The organism is Dellaglioa algida, assembly GCF_030127605.1.
Classification (GTDB): domain Bacteria; phylum Bacillota; class Bacilli; order Lactobacillales; family Lactobacillaceae; genus Dellaglioa; species Dellaglioa algida.
This window is the reverse complement of the sequence record NZ_JANXLE010000002.1, coordinates 178,903-200,605: the sequence shown is the minus strand read 5'-3', so window position 1 is coordinate 200,605 and position 21,703 is coordinate 178,903. Positions and strand designations below refer to the sequence as shown.

Sequence of the window (21,703 nt, the reverse complement as noted above, 5' to 3'; positions counted from 1 at the left end):
TTAACGTAAAGAAGGTGTGTTGATTGGCTTCAGAGCATATTGAAAATAAATTAGCATTGTTACCGGCCTTACCCGGATGTTATATTATGAAAAATTTAAATAGTCAGATTATCTACGTAGGGAAAGCAAAGAATTTAAAGAATCGTGTACGCTCTTATTTTAAGAGTGCCCATGAAGGGAAAACGGCTAAATTAGTTTCTCAAATTGTTGATTTCGAAACGATTATTACGTCGACGGATAAAGAAGCGTTTCTGCTAGAGATTACCTTGATTCAGAAACATCAACCTTATTACAATATAAAATTGAAAAAGGGTACGGGCTATCCTTATATTAAAATTACTAACGAAAAAGATCCGATGATGCAAATCGTTAGTCAAGTTAATAAGGATGGTGGATTTTATTTTGGACCTTATCCGAATGTCTATGCGGCTCAAGAAACGCTACAGTTTTTACAAAAGGTTTATCCTTTGCGCAGATGTAATGGGTTCCAGAAGCGTCCTTGTCTATATTACCATATGGGCCAATGTCTGGGTCCTTGTTTTAAAGAAGTGCCGCATGAAAAATATGAGGCTCAAATTAAAAAAATTAAATCCTTCTTGAATGGGAATGTGACGGTTGCCAAGCAAAGATTAAAAAAAGAAATGGTTCATGCGGCGGACGATTTATCTTTTGAGCGGGCCGCAGAATTACGTGACCAAATTCATTTCATCGAAGTGACTGTTGAAAAGCAAAAAATTATTTCGAATGATAATACACCGCGGGATTTATTTAATTTTTATTTAGATAAAGGGTGGTTATCGATTCAGGTATTCTTTATTAGACAAGCTCGATTAATGAAACGGGAAAAAAGACTCTTTCCAATTGTGACAACCCCAGAAGAAGAGATGGCAACATTTATTCTTCAGTTTTATAATCGGAAAAATAATGTGTTACCAAAAGAAATATTGGTTCCTGCGGGAATTGACACAGATGTCTTATCTGATATTTTACAAGTTCCGATTCGAACACCACAACGTGGGCAAAAGAGTGAGCTCTTAAAGTTAGCAAAAAAGAATGCGCGATTGGTACTTGAAGAAAAATTCAGACTTCTGGAATTAGATGGGCGTAAAACGGTTGGTGCCATGAAAGAAATTACAGATGCCATGGGTATTCCTGAAGGTCATCGAATTGAATCCTTTGATCATTCTCATATACAAGGTGCTGATTTAGTGTCGGCGATGGTTAGCTTTATTGATGGTAAGCCCGAGAAGAGTGAGTATCGTAAATATAAGCTTAATACGGTTGATCATGCGGATGAAGCAGCAAGTACGCGCGAAGTTATTCGCCGACGTTACACGCGTCTTTTGAAAGAGGGAAAACCTATGCCAGATTTAATTTTAATGGATGGTGCCGAAATTCAAATTGAAGCCGCAAAAGATATTTTAGTGAATGAATTAAATTTAATGATTCCAGTGGCGGGGATGGTTAAAAATGACCAGCATAAAACGTCTGATTTAATGTTTGGTGATACGGATCAAAGATTATCATTGGATCCAAAAAGTGAAGGTTTTTACCTTTTGCAGCGGATTCAAGACGAGGTCCATCGATTCGCAATTACATTCCATCGTCAAGTTCATTCAAAGCACTCGTTAAGTTCTCGACTAGATTCGATTCAAGGAGTTGGGCCTAAGACTAAAACCAAACTTTTGAAAGAATTTGGTTCTATGAAACATATCAAGGAAGCTTCTATGGAAGAATTGCAGGGACTAGGTATTTCTAAAACGGTTGCGCAAACAATCAAACTGTCGCTATAAAATTAATGAGGCCTAATGTTTATCAGAATCTTTGATAGCCATTAGGCTTTTTATTTACGGTGAAAAAGAAGAGCCATCAGGAATAATCCTAATGACTCTTAAAAGTTAACATATTATTTTTTATTTTCTTTTGCAACTGGACGCCAGATACCTAAAATAATTCCGGCGACTGCGGCACCAATTAAAACAGATAACAGATAGAACGTTTTGTTAGTTGCTAGTGCAATGACCCAAAGGCCACCATGAGGAGCAGGAACAGAGACATTCCAGAACTGACTTAATCCACCACCAATTGCGGCACCAATGACACTTGACGTAATAACGTGTAATGGATCTGCTGCTGCGTAAGGAATTGCACCTTCGGTGATAAATGAAATACCCAGAATATAGTTAGATAATCCAGCTTTTCTCTCATCTTCAGAAAATTTGTTTTTCCAGAATGTAGAAGCGATAGCGATGGCAAGAGGTGGAATCATACCACCGACCATAACGGCAGCCATCATTTTACCATCACCAGTAGAAGTGAAGACACCAATTGAGAAGGTATAAGCAGCCTTGTTAAATGGACCACCCATATCGATGGCCATCATTGCGGCAAGAATAGTACCAATTAATACTGCATTAGCTGTTCCCATATGTGTTAAGAAATCAGATAAGACATGATTAATTTGTGCAAAAACGGGATTAACCATGAAGAACATAATTGCGCCAACAATTAGTAACGATAAAATAGGGTAAATTAAAATTGGTTTCATACCATCTAATGATTTAGGTAGGTTCTTAAAGAGTTTTTTAAGACCTACAATAACGTAACCAGCAATGAACCCGGCGGCTAAGCCACCTAGAAATCCAGAAACGGATTCCGTTTTGATAACATTGGCAGCCGCAAAGTTAGCCATGTAACCACCGACAATACCGGGCATGAGGGCAGGACGATCACCGATACTCATAGCAATAAATCCGGCTAGGATAGGTACCAAGAATGCAAAAGCATAGTTACCAATTCCATTTAAGAAGATAAAAGTTTGTGATTGTGAACCACCAGGAACATATTGTTCAACAATGAATGAAAGGGCCATTAGGATACCGCCACCAACAACGAATGGCAACATATGTGAGACACCGTTCATTAAGTTTTTGTAAATTTCATTCCAAACGCTACCAGAAGTTTCTTCATCGGTTTCGGCAGCATCCATTCCTTTAGCGTGATAAATGGGTGCTTTTCCGCTTACTGCGCTGTTAATTAGTTCTTCAGGTTTTTTAATACCGTCAGTTACGGGACGGTTAATTAAAGGTTTACCATTAAAACGATCCATAGCAACTTTTTTATCAGCCGCAACGATAACGCCAGATGCGCGTTGGATTTCTTCATCCGTTAAACGGTGCTTAATACCTTCTGAACCATTTGTTTCAACTTTGATGTCTACGCCCATTTCTTCGGCTTGCTTGATAAGAGCAGCTTCAGCCATATAGGTATGTGCAATACCAGTGGGGCAGGCGGTTACGGCAACAATATATGGATTACCTGATGGTTTTGCATCGTTATTTTTAGCTGCAAGTCTTGAAGCAATTTCTTTAGCTTCTTTTTCATTTTCGGCTGCAGTAAATGCAGACTGTACTTCGTCGGGAGTAGTAACCGTTTTTAGTTTAGAAACCAAGTCGGGGTTTATTAATAAACTAGATAGGGCAGCCAAAGCTTGTAAATGAGCGTCATTTGCACCTTCAGGAGCAGCAATCATAAAGAATAAGAACGTAGGTTGACCGTCAAGTGAGTCATAATCAAGACCCATTTTACTTTTAGCAAATAAAACGGTGGCGCGTTTAACAGCTTTATTTTTGGCATGTGGCATGGCAATACCTTCACCAATACCAGTTGTTGATTGCGCTTCACGTTTTAAGATATCTTGTTTGTAAAGATCCTCATCGTCAATTACGCCAGCTTCAAAGTATTTGTGAACCATTTCATCAATGGCTTCGGTTTTGGTTGTTGCTTGCAGATCCATAATCATGACATCTTTAAGTAATAATTCATTTAAGTCCATAATGTAAAACTCCTTTTATATAATTAAATTTTTTTTATTTTAATTTGCGGTAAAATTTCATTAATTTTTTCAATAGTTGCGAGATCTTCAGAAAAGGCGGTCGCTGAGCCGCAAGCGAGACCGTATTTGAAACTTTCAACGGGGTCACCTGTATTTGCAAATATACCTGTAAATCCGGCAATCATTGAATCACCGGCACCGACAGAATTAATAACGGTGCCTTTTGGTGCATTGCTTTGGTATACGGCATTTTTTGTAATTAATAACCCACCGTCACCGGCCATTGAAATTAGGACATGTTGTGCGCCTAAAACTAATAATTTTTGTCCGTATTTTACAATGTCGCTGATGTTATCTAACGTTGCATCAAATAATTCGGCCAATTCATGATGATTTGGCTTAACAACAAGTGGTTTTTCACCAATTGTTTTTAGTAATGCTTCACCGGTTGTATCGATAACAAATTGTGCTCCTTTAGAGCGGATAACTTTAATTAATTCATAATAAAAATCTTGTGATAAACTCGGTACTAAACTGCCGGCTAAAATAACTGTATCAGCTGAGGTTAGTAGGTTAAATTGATTATTAAATTGTTCGAGTTCTTCGCTTGAAATTTGAGGACCTCGACCATTTATTTCAGTCTCTTGTTTGGACTTAATCTTAATGTTAATTCTAGAATCGGCTTTTATCTGGGTGAATTGCGTATCGATATGATTAGCTTTTAGCGCTGAATCAATAAATTCTCCCGTAAATCCGCCGATAAAACCAAGCGCTTTATTGGGTTGATTTAATTCATTTAAAATTCGCGACACATTAATGCCTTTACCACCGGGTAATTTTGTATCATAATCCATTCGGTTAACTTCTCCAAGCGTTAATTTATTTAACTGGACGATGTAATCGATGGAAGGGTTGATTGTAACTGTGTAAATCATTGTTGAACCTCCTGAATTTTTGTCTTTGTTTTATAATTCTTAAAATCGTCTGTTGCCAATTTATCGGTAATAATTGTTGCACGATTAAGATCGGCAACTTTTACAAATGAAACTTGATTGAATTTTGATTGGTCGGCTAAGACGTAAGTTTGTTTACTCTGATTGATTGCGGCCAGTTTAATGGCAGCTTCTTCAGGATCGGGAGTGCTGAACCCAAAATCAAGATTAATTGAATTCATGCCAAGGAACACTAAGTCAAATTGAAGATTATTGATGGTTTTAATACTTTCGGCACCAACGATGGCTTTTGTATTTGCTTTCACTTGACCGCCAATGACAATTGTCTTGATATTATGTTCTGCTAATGCAAGTGCATGATTGACACCATTTGTAACTACAGTTAGATTTTTGACTGTCTTTAGATATGGAATCATTGCAAATGTTGTACTACCGGCGTCAAGAAAAATAACGTTATCTGGTTGAATAAGTTCAGAAGCAACTTTTGCAACGGCAGTTTTATTTAACATATTGAGAGATGATTTTTCTTCTAAATTTTCTTCAACTTTTAATAGTTGAATACTTTGCGCGCCACCATGAACTCGAAGTAACTCGCCGTCAGCTTCTAGTTGTTGTAAATCACGTCTGACCGTTGATTCTGAGATGTTTAATTCATGACAGATATCTTGGACTTTAACGTAACCATATTTGTCGATTTCAGATTTAATAAATTTATATCTTTCAATTGTAAGCACTTTCTCAACCCCTTATAAATAAAATAACATCAAAAACGTTCAAAAGCAATCAAAATCGGTCAAAAAGGATGAAAAAAAATTAGTATGAGAAATTGGCTTGAATTTTGAAAAGAGTTAAGTAAATACATGGACAAATGACCTTATCTTCTTTAAAATAGTAAGTTAGTAGTTAACGGAAAGAAAAGGTGATTCTATGTTTATAGATCAAGTTACAATTGAAGTAAAAGCAGGTAAAGGTGGCGACGGAATGGTCGCATTTCGTCGAGAAAAATATGTACCCATGGGAGGACCAGCCGGCGGCGATGGTGGCCGTGGTGGTAGCATCGTATTTGAAGTGGATGAAGGATTAAGAACTTTAATGGATTTCAGATACAGTAAACATTTTAGAGCTGAATCTGGTGAAAAAGGAATGATTAAAGGGATGCATGGACATGGTGCACCCGACAAAAGAGTTCAAGTGCCAGAAGGAACAACAATTAAAGATGCCGAAACTGGAGCAGTTATTGCTGATCTTGTTCATAAAGGCGATTATGCTGTAGTTGCTAAGGGTGGACGTGGAGGACGTGGTAATATTAGATTTGCCAGTCCAAAGAATCCGGCACCAGAAATTTCTGAAAATGGTGAACCAGGAGTTGAACGTAAAATTCAGTTAGAATTAAAAGTATTAGCTGATGTTGGTTTAGTTGGATTCCCATCTGTTGGTAAGTCAACGCTTCTTTCAGTTGTGACAAGTGCAAAACCAAAAATTGCGGACTATCACTTTACGACACTATCACCTAATTTAGGGATGGTTCGTTTAGATAATAATCGTGATTTTGTTATCGCTGATTTACCCGGTTTGATTGAGGGAGCTTCTGTTGGTGTTGGATTGGGAATTCAATTCCTACGTCATATTGAACGAACTCGTGTTATTCTTCATTTGGTTGATATGAACCCTGAAGAAGGTCGCGACCCATTTGATGACTATCTTAAAATTAATAAAGAATTAGAAAATTATGATCCTGAACTACTTGAACGTCCTCAATTGATCGTTGCAAGTAAGATGGATGTGCCTGGGGCCGCTGAACAATTGGAAACGTTTAAAAAACAATTGGCTGAAGATTCTACTGTTGAAGAAACGCCACGCGTCTTTTCAACATCTTCTATAACGCGTGAGGGACTTCAGACTTTAATGAACGTTGCTGGTGATCTGTTAGAAGAAACGCCAATGTTCCCAACATTAAATATGAAGGAACAAGAAGCACAACAAAAAATCTATGACTTTGAAAAAGAACAAGAAAAATCTGCGCCTGATTTTGTCATTAATAGGGATGAAGATTTGACTTGGGTGCTTTCTGGAGAAAAATTAGAACGTTTGTATCAAATGACGAATATGGATCGAGAAGAGAGCTTGATGCGTTTTGCACGTCAACTTCGAGGTATGGGGGTCGACGATGCCTTGCGTGAACGTGGTGCCAAAAGTGGGGATATTGTGAGAATTGATAAATTCTCATTCGAATTTGTTGAATAATTTTGGATTAATGTATATATTTAAATAATTGATAAAATATTTACCAGTAGATTAAGGTAAGAGGAGAACGGAACAGGATGGAAAAGAAAAAACGATTAAAAAATGCCAGATATATTACTGGTTTTGATGGTGTAAGAACATTGGCTGTTATTGGGGTTATCCTTTATCATCTTGTGCCATCAAGTTTACAAGGTGGTTACTTAGGTGTCCCAATATTTTTCGTAGTATCTGGTTACTTAATTACTGATTTGCTTAATCAAGAGTGGCAGCAAAATAATAAAATTGACGTTCTTGGATTTTACGTACGACGGGTTCGACGACTTTATCCGGCGTTATTGGCAATGTTGGTTACAACGATTGCCTACATAACACTTTTTCAAAAAGAGCTGTTAACAAATATTAAAGAGATATTCGCCTCAAATTTATTATATGTTTACAATTGGTTTCAGGTCCTTCATAAAGAATCGTATTTTGATCATTTTGGAACTCCGTCTCCTTTTACACATCTTTGGTCACTTTCAATTGAAGGCCAGTATTACCTTTTCTGGCCAATTATTGTGGCTTTACTAGTCGTTTTTCTAAAACAAAAACAACGTATTTTTAATCTTATTTTTATACTAGCGTTCATTTCTGCATTACTTATGGCGTTTTTATATAAAACGGGTTCAGATCCGAGTCGTGTTTACTACGGTACGGATACAAGAATGTTTTCAATTCTACTTGGTTCGGCGCTTTCATTTATTTGGCCAAGTAGTGCTTTGAAAAAAGAAATATCAAATAAAGGTCGAATTGTATTGGATGCGTTGGGAGTCTCCTCGCTTGCAGCAATAATTCTAGTGTTCTTTACTATGTCTGATCAAAGTTCACTCGTTTATCGTGGAGGAATGTTTTTCTTCTCAGTCTTAGTTATGATTTTTGTTGCAACTGTTGCCCATCCCGGGGCTGATATGAATAAACTGATGACTAATCCGCTTTTTACTTGGATTGGTAAGAGAAGTTACGGTATTTATTTGTATCAATTCCCAATAATGGTATTCTACGAATCAAAAATTCAAAGTATTGGATCGCATCCGTGGAGAAATGCATTAATTGAAATTGCTATGATCTTAATAGTGAGTGATTTATCATATCGTTTCTTGGAAAGACCTTTACAACGATTTGACTATAAACAAACCTTTAAAGCTATTAAGGCGGCCTTTACGGGCGGTGCAAAAAATAGTCGTCAAAAGGTCACTGTTATTACGGGACTAGTAGTCATCGGAATTGCTGCGTTTGGAATGGTAGTTGTTCCTCAAGCTACTGCTACCGGTTCAAATGACTTGCAGGCTAACATTAGTAAGAATGCTAAGACGGCTGAAAAGAAAAATGCAACAGCTCTGAAAAAGGCAAGTTCTTCTGAGTCTAAAAAGACGGATTCAAGTAAAAAAGCGTCAAGTGGTAAGAAGGAGTCAAAGGTACCTGTTGAAAAGCAAAACCCAACGGCGTTGACAAAAGCTGAGGCGCAAAAAGCGTCAAATGTGTATGCAACGGCAATTGGTGATTCCGTGTTAGCGGATGGGACAGACTTATTACAAGACGCTTTGCCTCATATGTACGTGGACGCAAAGGTTGGACGTCAGGTATATAATGCCGCCGATGACATTAAGGCGCTTGATGCTCAAGGTAAACTGCAGGATAATGTACTTGTCGGTTTAGGGACTAATAGTCCATTTACAACTGAGCAATTTGATGAGGTCATGGATGCAATTGGATCTAAGAGACAAGTCTACTGGATTAACGTGCATGTCCCAACAAGACGTTGGGAAGGTCCCGTTAATAGTATGTTAGAATCGCAAAAGAAAAAATATTCAAATCTTCATATAATTGATTGGCACGCATATAGTAAAAATAATACAGACTGGTTCTATGATGATAATGTTCATCCTGATCCAGATGGTTCAAAGTACTATGCAACTTATATTGCGCGGGAATTAATTAAAAATATGTAAAAGTAAATACCGTTAAACCATCAATATTGGTTTAACGGTATTTTACTTCTAATTCAGAAAAATTTTATTTTGATCTATTCTATATCCTAAAATTAAATGTTTTTCTTCATCAATCGATTTAATAAAGAGATTTTTTTGACGATTGTCTGAATTCGATATCTGGAGTAAATCATTGAGAGATAAAACATTTTTAGCGGGACTTGCTTGTAAAATAAAATAGTCTGATATACTAATTACCCCTGAAATAGGGTAAAATATACTATTAGTGGCGTAATATAATTTTAAATTTTTATTTAAATCACCAGTCGCTAACTCTAAATCAATCATTCGCATATTATTTAACCAACCTTTAATGAGTTTATATAGTTATTATGCATTTTATTGAATGCAAAAGAAAGGATTGAGGACGAAATGCCAAGAGGATTAATTATTGAAGATGATACAATTATCTCTGCCAATATTGTTGAAGCAACAACCAAAATTATGACGTTAGAACAGGCCTTTGATGGTGAGGAAGGCCTATTTAAAGCATCTCAAAATATTTACGATATTATTATCTTGGATTTAATGCTTCCAAAAATTTCGGGATTTAACGTGCTAAAAAAGATTAGAGAATACAAAATCGATACTGCGGTTTTAATTTTATCCGCGAAGGATAGTGTGCATGATAAAATTGATGGCTTTAATTTAGGTGCGGATGACTATTTAGCCAAACCATTTAATTTAAATGAGCTACAGATGCGAATAAAAGCGTTACTAAAGCGAACGATGAAATTTGAGATGGATAGCGAGTTGAAATATAAGGATATGATCTTATCAGATAATAGAACAATTATTTCTGGTGATCAATCAATAAACTTACCGGGAAAAGAGTATGAATTTTTAACGTATTTGTTAGAAAATAAGAATACTATCCTAACGAAAGAACAAATATTTGATCGTGTTTGGGGATTTACATCTGACACAAGTATTACGGTCGTAGAAGTATATATGAGCAATATAAGAAAAAAATTAAAAATAATTGGGTATGAAAAAATGATTCGAACAATTCGAAATGTTGGTTATTTGGTTGAATCTGATGAAAAATAAAGCAAGCAGGAATACACGAATAAAATTATTTCTTGTGTACCTTTTTAGCTTTAGTATCATCTTCGTAACGCTTGGATCAATCGTTTATCATTCATTTAATGATGCTTTAACTGTTAACGTCGATACATCAATGAAGAAACAGATTAAAAGAATAAAATATTCTAAATATGATGTCATTTCTAATTTTGATGATAGTCCATTATTGAAACAAGCACCTGATTTTAAAGTTTATCAAATATTGTGGTCAAAAGATGGAAAAATAACGAATAAAAACGCAATGGGAACAAGATACCCAGTGTTTAGCAAAATACCATTTGTAAAATCTGATTTAAATAAATTCAAAACAATTAAACAAAAAAATGGTCCCACGTTTAGATCTTACCTAATGAGAGTTCCGGATTCAGCTGTGTCAAAATGGCATGAGGCACAGTATATTCAAATCATTGAAAATATTGAAATTAATCAAAATTCATTAACCAGTTTCAGAAATATTTTATTAGTTTCCTTACTTATTTTTGGTATGCTATCAATTGCACTAAGTTTTATTTTATCGTCAATTAGTATCAAACCGACAATAAATGCTTGGAACAAGCAAAGAGAGTTTGTCGATAATGCGGCACATGAACTGAGAACGCCTTTAACAATAATACAAAATAAATTAGAGTATTTGCTAACAAAACCGAATGCTAAAATCATTGATGAAAGTGAATCAATCGCAACTTCGTTGAGCGAAATTCGGCGTTTAAATAATTTAACGAAGGATTTACTGTTATTAGCGAATTCGGATTCACATACCAGTGTGTTTCACTTCAAGCGGGTCCCCGCTAAAACCTACTTTGAGGATATAGTTAAACCTTATGCCGACATTGCTCTGAGTCAGGACAAGCAATTTAGTTTTCAAATTAGTGTTTCGAGTAAATATATTCATATAGATGAGGACAGGATTCATCAATTAATTGTGATATTGCTTGATAATGCTTTAAAGTACACAGTCGCAGGAAATGAAATATCATTTATCGTAGTAGAGACAACTAAACAACTGGTTATTCAGGTGATTAATGACGGCGAAAATATTAGTGATGCGCATAAAAAGATAATTTTCCAACGTTTTTATAGAGAAGAAAAATCTCGAAATCGAAAAACGGGTGGTAATGGGTTAGGATTATCAATTGCTAAATGGATTGTTGACGAACATAAAGGTAAGATAGAAGTTAGAAATAAAATGCCAAAAGGTGTTATTTTTGAAGTTGTACTACCAGTGAAATTAAATGAATAATTAAGGATAGGTCAACGATATGGAATTAGAGTTTTTAGGAACGGGCGCAGGCGCACCTGCAAAGAATAGAAATGTCACTAGTATCGCGTTAAAGCTACTTGATGAACGTAATAGCGTATGGTTATTTGATGCTGGTGAAGCAACGCAACATCAAATACTACAAACAACAATAAAACCTCGGAAAATCGAAAAAATATTTATTACCCATTTACATGGTGATCATATTTTTGGACTACCCGGTCTTTTGAGTAGCCGGTCTTTTCAGGGTGGTAATGGCCCATTAACGATCTTTGGACCCAAAGGAATCAAAAACTTCGTTAAAACAAGCTTACAAGTATCCGAAACTAAATTGTCATATACAATTAAATTCGTGGAACTGGATAAACCGGGATTAATCTTTGAGGATAGCACATTTAAAGTATATTTTGATTATTTAGATCATCGAATTTTAAGCGTTGGTTATCGAATTATTGAACATGATTACGCGGGCGAATTGCAGATAGATAAGCTTAAAGAATTAAATGTTCCGTCGGGTCCAATCTATGGAGAATTAAAGTCAGGTAAGACAGTCCAATTAGAAGATGGTACAAAATTAGATGGAAATGATTTTTTGGGTAAAACTAAAAAAGGTCGCATTGTCACCATATTGGGTGATACAAGAAAAACGAAAAATAGTTATACTTTAGCGGAAAATGCGGATGTGCTAGTTCATGAAAGTACATTTGAAAAATCTGAATCAAGAATGGCTAGAAATTATTATCATACAACAAGTGCACAAGCAGCCGAAATTGCTAAAAAATCAAATGTAAAAATGCTATTATTAACGCACATATCAGCTAGATATGTCGGCAAAATGGCAATTAATTTACAAAACGAAGCAAGGAACGTTTTTAAAAATACAACGGTCGTCAGAGATTTTGATGTGATCAATGTACCGTTTTCGCAAAAGGAAGAAGTCAATGATTAGTCAATATAAAGAATTGAAAGACTTACGAAATAGGATTGTTTTAATTAGCGGTGGTTCGAGTGGATTAGGTAAAGAAATGGCATATGAAGTTGCCAGAAAAGGTGCAATAGTTGTTGTTTGTGCTCGACAAATGGACAAATTATTGGAAGTTAAAGAAACATGTCAACGGCTATCCGGTCGTTTAGCCTACGCGATGGAATGTGATGTATCTGATCCAGTTCAAATAGAACAGATGGTTGAAACCGTTGAATCTTCTATCGGTTCAATCGATGTCCTTATTAATAATGCCGGATTCGGATTAATGGAAAATGCGTTAACTTTTGATATGAACATTGCTGAAAAAATGGTTAGAGTAAATTTATTAGGATTAATCTATATGACGCAAAATGTGGCACTAAATATGGCTAATAGAAAATGCGGTGTGATTGTCAATATTGCTTCTGTAGCTGGTAAAATTGCAACGCCTAAGTCAGCAATATATTCCGCAACGAAATTTGGCGTTCTCGGCTATTCTAATGCCCTAAGATTAGAATTAAAACCACTGGGTATCAAAGTGATGACCGTTAATCCGGGTCCAATTGATACTAATTTCTTTAAAATTGCTGATAAAAAAGGTGAATATTTAAAGAATATAGGGTCTATGTTAATGAACCCTAGTCATGTTGCACAAATTGTTGTAAAAAATATTAGTACAAACAGGCGTGAAATAAATTTACCATATTATATGGAAATAGCTCATTTGGGATATACAATATTCCCAAAAATGGGCGATTTATTGGCAGGGACTGTATTTAATAAAAAATAATGAGGTGGAGTTATGAAGAAGCAATGGCGTACGATTATTGCATTATTTATCGTTATCATAATTGCAATTTTTTCAGTTTTAAACGTAAAAGAAGTTTCAATTAATTTTTGGGTTACTCAGATTAAAATGCCAATGATCCTTATTTTACTACTTTCGATTTTTGCAGGAGCGTTATTGATAGGACTTCTAACAACAAGTGCAACATTAAAATTAAAGAAGGAAAATACGGATTTAAATCAGCAAGTGGCTGAGTGGAACAAAAATTTTGATAAAACATTGGCCGATGAAACAGAAAAGATGAAAACTAAACACAGAAAAGAAGTTCAGTTGTTGCAAAATGAGATTAAAACATTGAATGCAGAAAATAAGAATCACAAATAAAGTCGAGGGTTAAAATGATTGAAGCAAAATATAATTGGAAATTATTAGATCAAGATGACGAGACCATTCCCAGTGAGGTATTCGAGAACATTCAGTTGGATCGTTCGTTGATTGCATTATTGTGGAGTCGCGGTTTTACGTCTCAAAAAGCGATCACTGACTTTTTAAATGCAGGCGCAGAAAATATCCATGATCCAATGCTTATGAATGACATGAGTAGAGGTATTGAACGTATTCGACAAGCAATTGTAGAAAATCAAAAAATAACCATTTACGGTGATTATGACGCCGATGGACTCACGAGTACTTCAATTATGTTTGAGGTACTTAGTGATATGGGTGCCGATGTGGAAACCTATATACCTAATCGTTTTATTGACGGATATGGACCAAACGTTGCAGCATATCAAAAATTAATTGATAATGGGACTAATCTGATTGTCACAGTCGATAATGGCGTATCGGGCAACGAGGCAATTGAATTTGCTCAGTCTCAAGGTGTGGATGTTGTCGTAACTGATCATCATGAGTTGCCGGAAACTTTACCCAATGCTTACGCGATTATCCATCCACGTTATCCAGGTGGGAACTATCCGTTTGGAGATTTATCAGGTGCTGGAGTGGCTTTTAAGGTTGCTAGTGCGCTCACAGGAGAATTATCCGAGGAGTTGTTGGACCTAGTAGCAATCGGAACAATAGCAGATTTAGTTTCAGTAACGGATGAGAATCGGGCACTTGTAAGTTTTGGACTGAAGGTTTTACAACAAACGTTGAGGCCTGGATTAATTTCATTAATGGAAGTTGCTGGGTTGAGTCAGGAAACTGTCGATGAAAAAGATATTGGATTTGGCATTTCACCAAGATTAAATGCGGTTGGTAGATTGGGAGATGCAAATATTGGGGTTGAACTGTTAACTAGTTTGGATGATGAACGTGCGCAGGAATTAGCAAATTTCGTTCAATCTGAAAATGTTCGTCGACAAAAAATAGTATCAGATATTTCAGAATTGGCCTTGAATCAGGCTGAATTAGAGAGTAATAAAAGTAAAAAAACTTTAGTACTTTTTGGAGAAGATTGGCATGAAGGTGTTTTGGGTATTGTTGCTAGCCGGGTTGTTGAAGCAACCGGTAAACCAACGATTGTTTTGAACTTAGATATAAAAAAAGGACAAGCTAAAGGCTCTGGACGAAGCGTTTCGGATTTTCATTTGTATAACGCAATCAATAAGCATAAAGAGGTAACATCTCATTTTGGTGGACATCACATGGCTGTTGGGTTGACCCTTCCAACTGAAAGCTTAGATCAGTTTGGCGCCGTACTAGAAAATGAAGCAAACGAGCAAGGCCTTCAGCTGGGTAACAAATCAGATAAAGTAATTACGAGTGTTTTAAACATCGATCAACTAACGTTAGATTTTTATAAAGATATTGAAAAACTAAAACCATTTGGTATGGGCAATGAAAAACCTGTTTTTGAAATAGATTATAAAGTGATGCAAAATGTTAAGGCAATAGGTAAGACAGGAAATCATTTGAAATTTGAACTTATTGGTGAAAGAGAAAGAATCAGTGGGATTTCATTTTCCAACGGGAAATATGTGGAAGATTTACAAAATGCCTCAAACAAAATTAAAATAATTGGTGAAGTTGAAAAGAACGTTTGGATGAATAAAACAAGCCTACAATTGATGATTCAGGATATTAAATCTGAAGGTACTACAATTATCGATGCACGGACGGATCATGTAACCGAGGATTTATTTCGAAATGAAGGCATATATATATTTTGGAATCGAAAGCATTATGAACAACTGGAACGATTCGCATCAAGTAAAAAGATTTTTAAACTAGCCAATCAAATTAAGAATGTGACCGATTTTGATAAACAAAAAACAATTGTGTTTGTGGATTGTCCAAGTTCTTTAGAGCAATTATCCACGATATTACGCATAACTGACATTGATAAAGTAATTGCTGTATTTTTTAAAACTGATAGTGCTTATTTGGACGGTATGCCAACAAGAGAACAATTTGCAAATCTATATAAATTTGTGGTGAGTCATAAAGATGTCGATATTAATAATCAATTAATTGTATTATCCGACTTTTTAAAAATAAAGAAAAATTTATTAATATTCATGATTAAGGTGTTTTTAGAGATGGAGTTTGTTAAAATAAAAGATGGATTAATGACGGGCCAAAAAGTTGCAAATAAAACGAGTATTGAGGAAACGACTGAGTACGGATTGAGAAATAATCGAATGTTGGCTGAAGAAAAGTTAATTTACTCAAAAGAAAATGACATGAAAAAGTGGATACTTAGTCAAATGAATATAGAAGATTAAAGGAGCGTTTATTAAATGGTATTAGATTTAACAAAGTATATAGCGGCAATTCCTGATTATCCGGAAAAAGGAGTTATTTTTAGAGACATTTCGCCTTTGATGGCCGATGGTGCTGCTTATCGTGAGGCAACAAACAAAATTGTTGAGTATGCTAAAAGTAAAGATGTTGAAATGATTGTTGGACCAGAAGCGCGAGGATTTATTGTTGGATGTCCAGTTGCCTATGATTTGGGAGTTGGCTTTGCACCGGCAAGAAAAAAAGGTAAATTACCTCGTGAGACTGTTGAGGCTAAGTATGCATTAGAATATGGCGAGTCTGCACTATACATGCACAAAGATGCTGTAAAACCGGGTCAAAGGGTTTTAGTTACAGATGACCTTCTGGCGACTGGTGGTACAATTGCGGCAACAATTGAATTAGTTGAAAAATTAGGTGGTATCGTCGTAGGAACTGCATTCTTTATTGAACTTGATGATTTAAAAGGCCGTAATAAAATAGAAGATTATGATATTTTTAGTTTAATGAACTATTAAATTAATGATTTTAAAAAGAGCGTTTCAATATGGAGCGCTCTTTTTATGTATTCTCTTGTAATTTAGGTAGTAGACGTATAAAATTTAAATCATATATTTATACATAAGGAGTATTTTAATGATTGCGCAAACATTTTATTTAATTGTTTTAATTATCTGGTCAGCTATGATTGGCTTGACTATTTGGGATAAAGGGCTAATTAATTTTTTAAAATATGTATTTACCACCGCAAGAATTCCATTTCAAAATAGATTTCAGCATCCTTTTTTAACCTTTTTGGTCATTCAAGAAAAAGAACAAAAATCATATTTCTATGCATTAAGTTTCTTGATGTGCACGATTCTAGGCTTAATGTTATGGCCGTCTTTATTAATCTTGAGATTAATGACATTTACCATTGCATCGTTACTATTTTGTTATAGCTTTTTTTCATATTTAAAATTATTTCCCAAACAAACAAAAATTTGGCAGATTGAATCTTATTTGTTATTACTTATTACAACTTTTATTTTTTATTTAATTAATTACATGAATTTAATTACGCCGTTGTCAGAGGGGACTGTTATCTCTGCGTTTGTATTAGGCATTATTATTATTACGTTTAGCTCATTTTATTTATTGAAATTACTTTCATATATTGTTAAAAATAATTTTGCACATACCATACAAGTCATTGCCGAGTTTGCGCTAAATATTTTTTATGAAGGTTTACTCGTGGGAACTTCTCTGATAGGGGTTTTAGGCGGTGAAGTAAAGGTTACTGAATTTGTTTCAAAACTACCAAGCACACATGTTGTTGATCATCTGGTTGCTATTTCATATTATGGATTGAGCGATTTTTTCGGTGATCCGATTAATTCAATTCAAAACGTACAATCGTATCCAACAATAATTTTGTATATCCATCTGCTAAGTTTGTTATTTGGTGCGAGTTACACGTGGATATTCCTTGCTAATTTAATTAGTATTGATAATAACTAAATGAATTTTGCAATTATAATAAAAAGTTGATATAATAAATAAAGTTATTTTGGAGAGTTGGCAGAGTGGTAATGCACCGGACTCGAAATCCGGCGAACGCTGTAATGGCGCGCGCAGGTTCAAATCCTGTACTCTCCTTAATTAAAATATCATGTTTTCTCATGTTCGCCGAATTACTGTTAAATCAGTGGTTCGGCTATTTTTTTGCTCTTTTCGATGTCATATACATTCCTATATTTGCTATCAAAGGTAAGTCAAAAAGGACAGTCATTTTTTTTTAGGTTAGTCAATTTTAGTCATAAAGGTTAGTCAGTTTATAATACTAAAAATCAATGTCTAAAGCGGATTTTAATTTTTCTTTTTGAATTGAAGTAACATGAGTATATATATCTAGAGTCACACTGATATTTTTGTGACCTAAGCGTTCTTGAACAGATTTAGGCGTAATTGTACTGTCTTTTTCAAATAGCCATGTTGCATGAGTATGACGTAATCCATGAGGTGTGATTTGATGTACAAAAATTTTGTAGTAATCATCATTTGTTTGAATGTAGGTAGCATTAAAATCTGAAATACCTTGATTAATAACAGATTTTATCCAAGTATTAGGTTTACTTAAGTTACGCCAAGTATTTTTATCATTTGGAAAGACAAGTATAGATTCTGAAGAATATTCATGATAGGTCTTTAATAAGTTGAGTATTAGATTATTTAAATCGATTATTCTGTAAGAAAGCCATTTAGGAGGTTGTACAGCTAATTTTCCACCTTCAACCATGGCTAACGTCCGTTTAATATCAATCGTACTATCGTCGAAATTAATATCGTTCCATTCAAGTGCAAGAAGTTCACCTTTACGCATACCTGTGTACGCTAATACTAATAAGAATGTAGCATGTGTAAAATCGATGCTTCCTGTATTATCTTTATTAGAATTGTTAAGAAGGTAACGAGTGAATTTTTCTAATTCAAGACTACTAAAAAAATTATTAGATTGATCCTTAACGAGATTAGTCACTTGTCGTTTCGGAAACATAATGTGATCAAAAGGATTTTCAATAATTAATTTTAAAGTAAAAGCAAAATCAAATACTCGTTTAGCATATCGACTTAATATATTAAGCTTGGTATATTTATTTGCCCACGAGTTAACAACAGGCTGGAGAACGTCAGATGTAATGGCATTAATCTTCATATTGCCAATAGCTGGTAGTATATGAACGTCAAACATCTGTTTAGTTTTATAAATTGTGCTAGATTGGACCGTATTTCTGTATGATTCTGTAAACCATCTCAAATAGACATCATTAAATGTTAATTGTGATGGGGATGAATAAGCAGTTGAAAATACAAAGGAATCGTTTCTCACGCTGGCTTCAATTTTTCGATATTCTGCATTAGCTAGAGCAGGCGTCTTAAATCCACGACGGGTTGTTGTAGATTTCTTAGATGTTTCAGGATTTATACCAATATAGATTTGAAACATATATTTAGTAATTCCTTTTTTAGTTGTATATTCCTTAATTGCATAATTTTTTTTATATTCAAACAAATTACTCACTCCTTAGCGTTATTAATTTTGATATAAATGCAAACGTATGTTCTTTACGATTTTAAAATAAAAGCCATCCTTATTTTTCGATAGGGGATGACTTTTACTTATCTTTGAACAATTGCTGATGATGGACCAAACATAGACTGGTCAGGTAATAGTGAGTTATCCGCTCCCGTGCGATACTCGGCGGTAATTTTCACACTGCCATCGGAATTAGGCATAAGAGTAAAAATATCTAAACCATCTCCAACAGGATAACTTCGTAATTCATATCCACCGTTCGAAAGTGTGTGGCTACCCTTAAAATAATTATACTCTGGATGGAAATCCGTAAACTTGCCCTTTACGATTAATTTCGAAGCTTCCTTAAGGTCAATTTGTTTAACTGATGCTGCTGCACTAGAACTAGCTGCCACGCTAGAAGCTTTACTCTCAGAAGTAGCGTTAGCTTTTTTTATTGATCCTTTCTTGCTAGATTCTCGTTTGGTTTTCAGTATACTTGACGATTTAGTAATAGATGAGGAATCATCTGCCGCGCTTTTACTGTCCCCACATGCTGTTAATGAGAGCATAGTAATTATAGTAATACCAATTATTGCTATTTTTTTATTCATGACGATACTCCTCTAAAGTTTTATATTCTCTATACCTTGTATCAACACGATCAATGAGCCTTGCGCTCATCGCCTGCTTGTCTGGTGGCCGAAAGGGCGGTTAATTAATAGAAATTAATGTTGGTAACCTAAATTTGGAGAAGAAACTTTACCAGTAGATTTATTTACGTCAAATTCAACAAAATGAGTTTCAGTGTCATACACAGCCACGACGAATGAGTCGCCTAAGTCTGAAGTGCTACTTGATTTTACTTTTGGAGTCCAGTCATTCGTATCGTTTTGGAATGAATTGAAGTAAGCTAAAGCGTCAGACTCTGCTTTTGATTGTGTCATTGTTGATGATGAAGAATCTGTGGTTTTAGAAGCACTTGAAGAATCAGCATTTTTAGCGGCAGCAACACTTGAAGAAGACGCAGCGATAGAGCTTTCTGCGGCTAGGATGGAAGAGCTTGCTGCTGAAATACTTGATGCCTTAGTAGATGCTTCAGACGAAGCCTTTTTTTCTGAAGATTCTTTTTCTTTTTTACTTGATTCCTGTTTGGCTTTTAGTACACTTGATGATTTTGTTTTAGAATCTGAATCGTCACTTGCACTTTTATTGTTACCACAAGCAGTTAATGAGAGCAGAGCGACCGCGGTAACAGCCATTGTTACTATTTTCTTATTCATGACTATATTCCTCCAAAGATTTATTTGTGTTGCAAAGCGAGCAGTAGGAATTGCACCTACTTAATATGTATCTATACACTCGTCGTTGATTTACCAACATGCTACTAACAGCGGGTTAGAGGGGATTATTATAATTTAATTGTAAATTTTTTCCCACAGTTCATGCAAACTGCATGATATTTCTTACCTTTTTTACCGGAAAATCCTCCGATTGTGGCACCAACTGCGCCCAGTAGAACGCCACCAGCTGCTGCTTTACCAATGGAAAATGCTTTTCTTTTGTTATCAAGAATCTGAATATTATTAGTTTTACATTTTGAACAGTGTGGGGCTCTTTTATTGTATTTCACTTTTGGGGCTTGTATTGTAGTATTACTAATATTTACTATCGAAGTTGGCTCAATTGTGTTCTTTGGAGCATAACGTTTGGAGACATAACTATTTTCAGAACTCTTATCTACGATATCGCTTAACGGTTTAAAGTACCAAGTGAGGAATCCAGTTGATAAACCTAAAATAATACCTAGATGATGAATCTGAAAAGCTATTCCAAACACAAAACCTAAAAAACCAACTACTATAAAAATAGCGAACGTTGCGGAAAAATTACCATGTTCCTTTTTATTTTTCATATTTCCTCCCAATAGATACGTGTTTCAAAACGAGTAGCGGGAATTGCACCTACTTAATATAGCTATATACTCGTTGTATGTTTTTTTATAATTTTAAATTGAGGTCATAATCATGATGAGCATTATCGTCATCATAATCGTCGGTATCATAGTTTGAAGTGAACTTAAATCTAATATTTTTTAACGAGGTTACAGCCTTCAATGATTTAACAGGAATAGTAACTGTTCCATCTTTTACGGCACTACCAGCGATATCACCGTCCCAAGATCCAGAAGAAATAGCTTCATGTTGTTCACCATTATCGAATATAGCAGTACCTTGAGTTGGATAAATAGCGACATCTCTTGATGGGGCTATTGAAAAATGTAGTTTGACGAATCCTTCAATATCAAAGGTACCGTCGTTTATTGACTTATATTTGTAAGTTTTGGATAGCTTATACACGGTGACTTTATCGACTTTAACCTTAGTGCCAGCCCAGCTATCATCCGAAATAACTACAGAATAATCTTTACTATTAGAGAATGAGTAGTCATTATAGTCGATAGTTAAGATATTTGATTTCTTTTTGGAATTACTATCGGAAGTATTCATAGATGTACTTATATTATCTACTGCTTTACCATATGCAGATTGAGTTATTAAAACAATAACAATAGATACAATGCTTAAAACTGTTCCAATAATTGCTAAAGTTTTTTTGTTTTTTCTATTAACTATAAGAGCAATAATCCCCAGTATGGCTCCTATAATTCCAAAGAAAAATGATACATTGTTAATAATTGGAACCCATGAAAATAATAAAGCAATACCCCCGAAAATGATTGCTAATA

General features: G+C 35.0%; 20 protein-coding genes and 1 tRNA gene. 12 read left to right on the top strand and 9 right to left on the bottom strand.

Going from position 1 to position 21,703, the window contains the following annotated elements:
* Positions 1-23: 23 nt before the first annotated feature.
* Positions 24-1,793 (top strand): excinuclease ABC subunit UvrC, encoded by a 1,770-nt coding sequence (gene uvrC / locus N0K73_RS02700; protein ID WP_057973923.1) that lies wholly within the window; start codon positions 24-26, stop codon positions 1,791-1,793.
* A gap of 113 nt (positions 1,794-1,906) precedes the next feature.
* Here uvrC and N0K73_RS02695 read toward each other — a convergent pair whose 3' ends face one another.
* The 3 genes from N0K73_RS02695 to N0K73_RS02685 are packed head-to-tail and all read right to left on the bottom strand — an operon-like array spanning position 1,907 to position 5,522.
* The gene (locus N0K73_RS02695; RefSeq protein ID WP_112250034.1) at positions 1,907-3,835 is read right to left on the bottom strand and encodes a PTS fructose transporter subunit IIABC; all 1,929 of its coding nucleotides are present in this window, start codon (positions 3,833-3,835) and stop codon (positions 1,907-1,909) included.
* Between the two features lie 23 nt (positions 3,836-3,858).
* Complete coding sequence (pfkB, locus tag N0K73_RS02690) at positions 3,859-4,770, bottom strand: 1-phosphofructokinase (protein ID WP_112250032.1); 912 nt, start codon at positions 4,768-4,770, stop codon at positions 3,859-3,861.
* Entirely contained in the window at positions 4,767-5,522 is a 756-nt protein-coding gene (locus tag N0K73_RS02685) for a DeoR/GlpR family DNA-binding transcription regulator (RefSeq protein ID WP_112250030.1), read from the bottom strand. Before N0K73_RS02685 ends, pfkB begins: the two co-directional genes overlap by 4 nt.
* Before the next feature lie 193 nt (positions 5,523-5,715).
* Here N0K73_RS02685 and obgE point away from each other — a divergent pair, with 193 nt between their 5' ends.
* Together obgE and N0K73_RS02675 are read left to right on the top strand one after the other, a co-directional pair.
* Positions 5,716-7,032 carry a GTPase ObgE gene (obgE, locus tag N0K73_RS02680; RefSeq protein WP_112250028.1) on the top strand — a complete coding sequence of 439 codons (1,317 nt, stop codon included), beginning with the start codon at positions 5,716-5,718 and terminating at the stop codon, positions 7,030-7,032.
* A gap of 77 nt (positions 7,033-7,109) precedes the next feature.
* Positions 7,110-9,020, top strand: a complete 1,911-nt coding sequence (locus N0K73_RS02675; RefSeq protein WP_284068604.1) for an acyltransferase family protein — start codon at positions 7,110-7,112, stop codon at positions 9,018-9,020.
* A gap of 48 nt (positions 9,021-9,068) precedes the next feature.
* Here N0K73_RS02675 and N0K73_RS02670 read toward each other — a convergent pair whose 3' ends face one another.
* Positions 9,069-9,353 carry a hypothetical protein gene (locus N0K73_RS02670; RefSeq protein ID WP_057973929.1) on the bottom strand — a complete coding sequence of 95 codons (285 nt, stop codon included), beginning with the start codon at positions 9,351-9,353 and terminating at the stop codon, positions 9,069-9,071.
* Between the two features lie 78 nt (positions 9,354-9,431).
* Here N0K73_RS02670 and N0K73_RS02665 point away from each other — a divergent pair, with 78 nt between their 5' ends.
* The 9 genes from N0K73_RS02665 to N0K73_RS02625 all read left to right on the top strand — a co-directional run bounded on the left by N0K73_RS02665 (position 9,432) and on the right by N0K73_RS02625 (position 17,537).
* A complete protein-coding gene (locus tag N0K73_RS02665) occupies positions 9,432-10,109 on the top strand; it encodes a response regulator transcription factor (protein WP_112250024.1) in 678 nt (225 codons plus the stop codon).
* Entirely contained in the window at positions 10,099-11,385 is a 1,287-nt protein-coding gene (locus tag N0K73_RS02660; RefSeq protein WP_181647336.1) for a sensor histidine kinase, read from the top strand. The genes N0K73_RS02665 and N0K73_RS02660 overlap by 11 nt, the downstream gene beginning before the upstream one ends.
* A 19-nt stretch (positions 11,386-11,404) precedes the next feature.
* Positions 11,405-12,352: a ribonuclease Z gene (rnz, locus tag N0K73_RS02655; RefSeq protein ID WP_057973932.1), complete on the top strand. Its 948-nt coding sequence runs from the start codon at positions 11,405-11,407 to the stop codon at positions 12,350-12,352.
* Positions 12,348-13,157 carry an SDR family NAD(P)-dependent oxidoreductase gene (locus N0K73_RS02650; RefSeq protein WP_112250073.1) on the top strand — a complete coding sequence of 270 codons (810 nt, stop codon included), beginning with the start codon at positions 12,348-12,350 and terminating at the stop codon, positions 13,155-13,157. Before rnz ends, N0K73_RS02650 begins: the two co-directional genes overlap by 5 nt.
* 12 nt (positions 13,158-13,169) lie before the next feature.
* The gene (locus N0K73_RS02645) at positions 13,170-13,538 is read left to right on the top strand and encodes a LapA family protein (protein ID WP_112250020.1); all 369 of its coding nucleotides are present in this window, start codon (positions 13,170-13,172) and stop codon (positions 13,536-13,538) included.
* A gap of 14 nt (positions 13,539-13,552) precedes the next feature.
* Positions 13,553-15,883 carry a single-stranded-DNA-specific exonuclease RecJ gene (gene recJ, locus N0K73_RS02640; RefSeq protein ID WP_112250018.1) on the top strand — a complete coding sequence of 777 codons (2,331 nt, stop codon included), beginning with the start codon at positions 13,553-13,555 and terminating at the stop codon, positions 15,881-15,883.
* 15 nt (positions 15,884-15,898) lie between these two features.
* Positions 15,899-16,417: an adenine phosphoribosyltransferase gene (locus N0K73_RS02635; protein WP_057973935.1), complete on the top strand. Its 519-nt coding sequence runs from the start codon at positions 15,899-15,901 to the stop codon at positions 16,415-16,417.
* Between the two features lie 118 nt (positions 16,418-16,535).
* Complete coding sequence (locus N0K73_RS02630) at positions 16,536-17,399, top strand: hypothetical protein (protein ID WP_112250016.1); 864 nt, start codon at positions 16,536-16,538, stop codon at positions 17,397-17,399.
* A 51-nt stretch (positions 17,400-17,450) separates the two neighbouring features.
* Positions 17,451-17,537: transfer RNA gene (locus tag N0K73_RS02625), tRNA-Ser, on the top strand.
* Positions 17,538-17,721: 184 nt separating this feature from the next.
* Here the strand turns inward: N0K73_RS02625 and N0K73_RS02620 are convergent.
* The 5 genes from N0K73_RS02620 to N0K73_RS02600 all read right to left on the bottom strand — a co-directional run bounded on the left by N0K73_RS02620 (position 17,722) and on the right by N0K73_RS02600 (position 21,653).
* Positions 17,722-18,951, bottom strand: coding sequence for a tyrosine-type recombinase/integrase (locus tag N0K73_RS02620; RefSeq protein WP_112250009.1), 1,230 nt, complete (start codon positions 18,949-18,951; stop codon positions 17,722-17,724).
* A gap of 107 nt (positions 18,952-19,058) precedes the next feature.
* Positions 19,059-19,568, bottom strand: a complete 510-nt coding sequence (locus N0K73_RS02615) for a hypothetical protein (protein ID WP_112250007.1) — start codon at positions 19,566-19,568, stop codon at positions 19,059-19,061.
* 114 nt (positions 19,569-19,682) lie between these two features.
* Positions 19,683-20,237, bottom strand: a complete 555-nt coding sequence (locus tag N0K73_RS02610) for a hypothetical protein (protein ID WP_057974771.1) — start codon at positions 20,235-20,237, stop codon at positions 19,683-19,685.
* A gap of 128 nt (positions 20,238-20,365) precedes the next feature.
* On the bottom strand, positions 20,366-20,869 hold the full coding sequence (locus tag N0K73_RS02605) for a hypothetical protein (protein ID WP_225416478.1): 504 nt from the start codon (positions 20,867-20,869) through the stop codon (positions 20,366-20,368).
* An 85-nt stretch (positions 20,870-20,954) separates the two neighbouring features.
* Positions 20,955-21,653 (bottom strand): hypothetical protein, encoded by a 699-nt coding sequence (locus N0K73_RS02600; RefSeq protein ID WP_430869414.1) that lies wholly within the window; start codon positions 21,651-21,653, stop codon positions 20,955-20,957.
* Positions 21,654-21,703 lie beyond the last annotated feature (50 nt).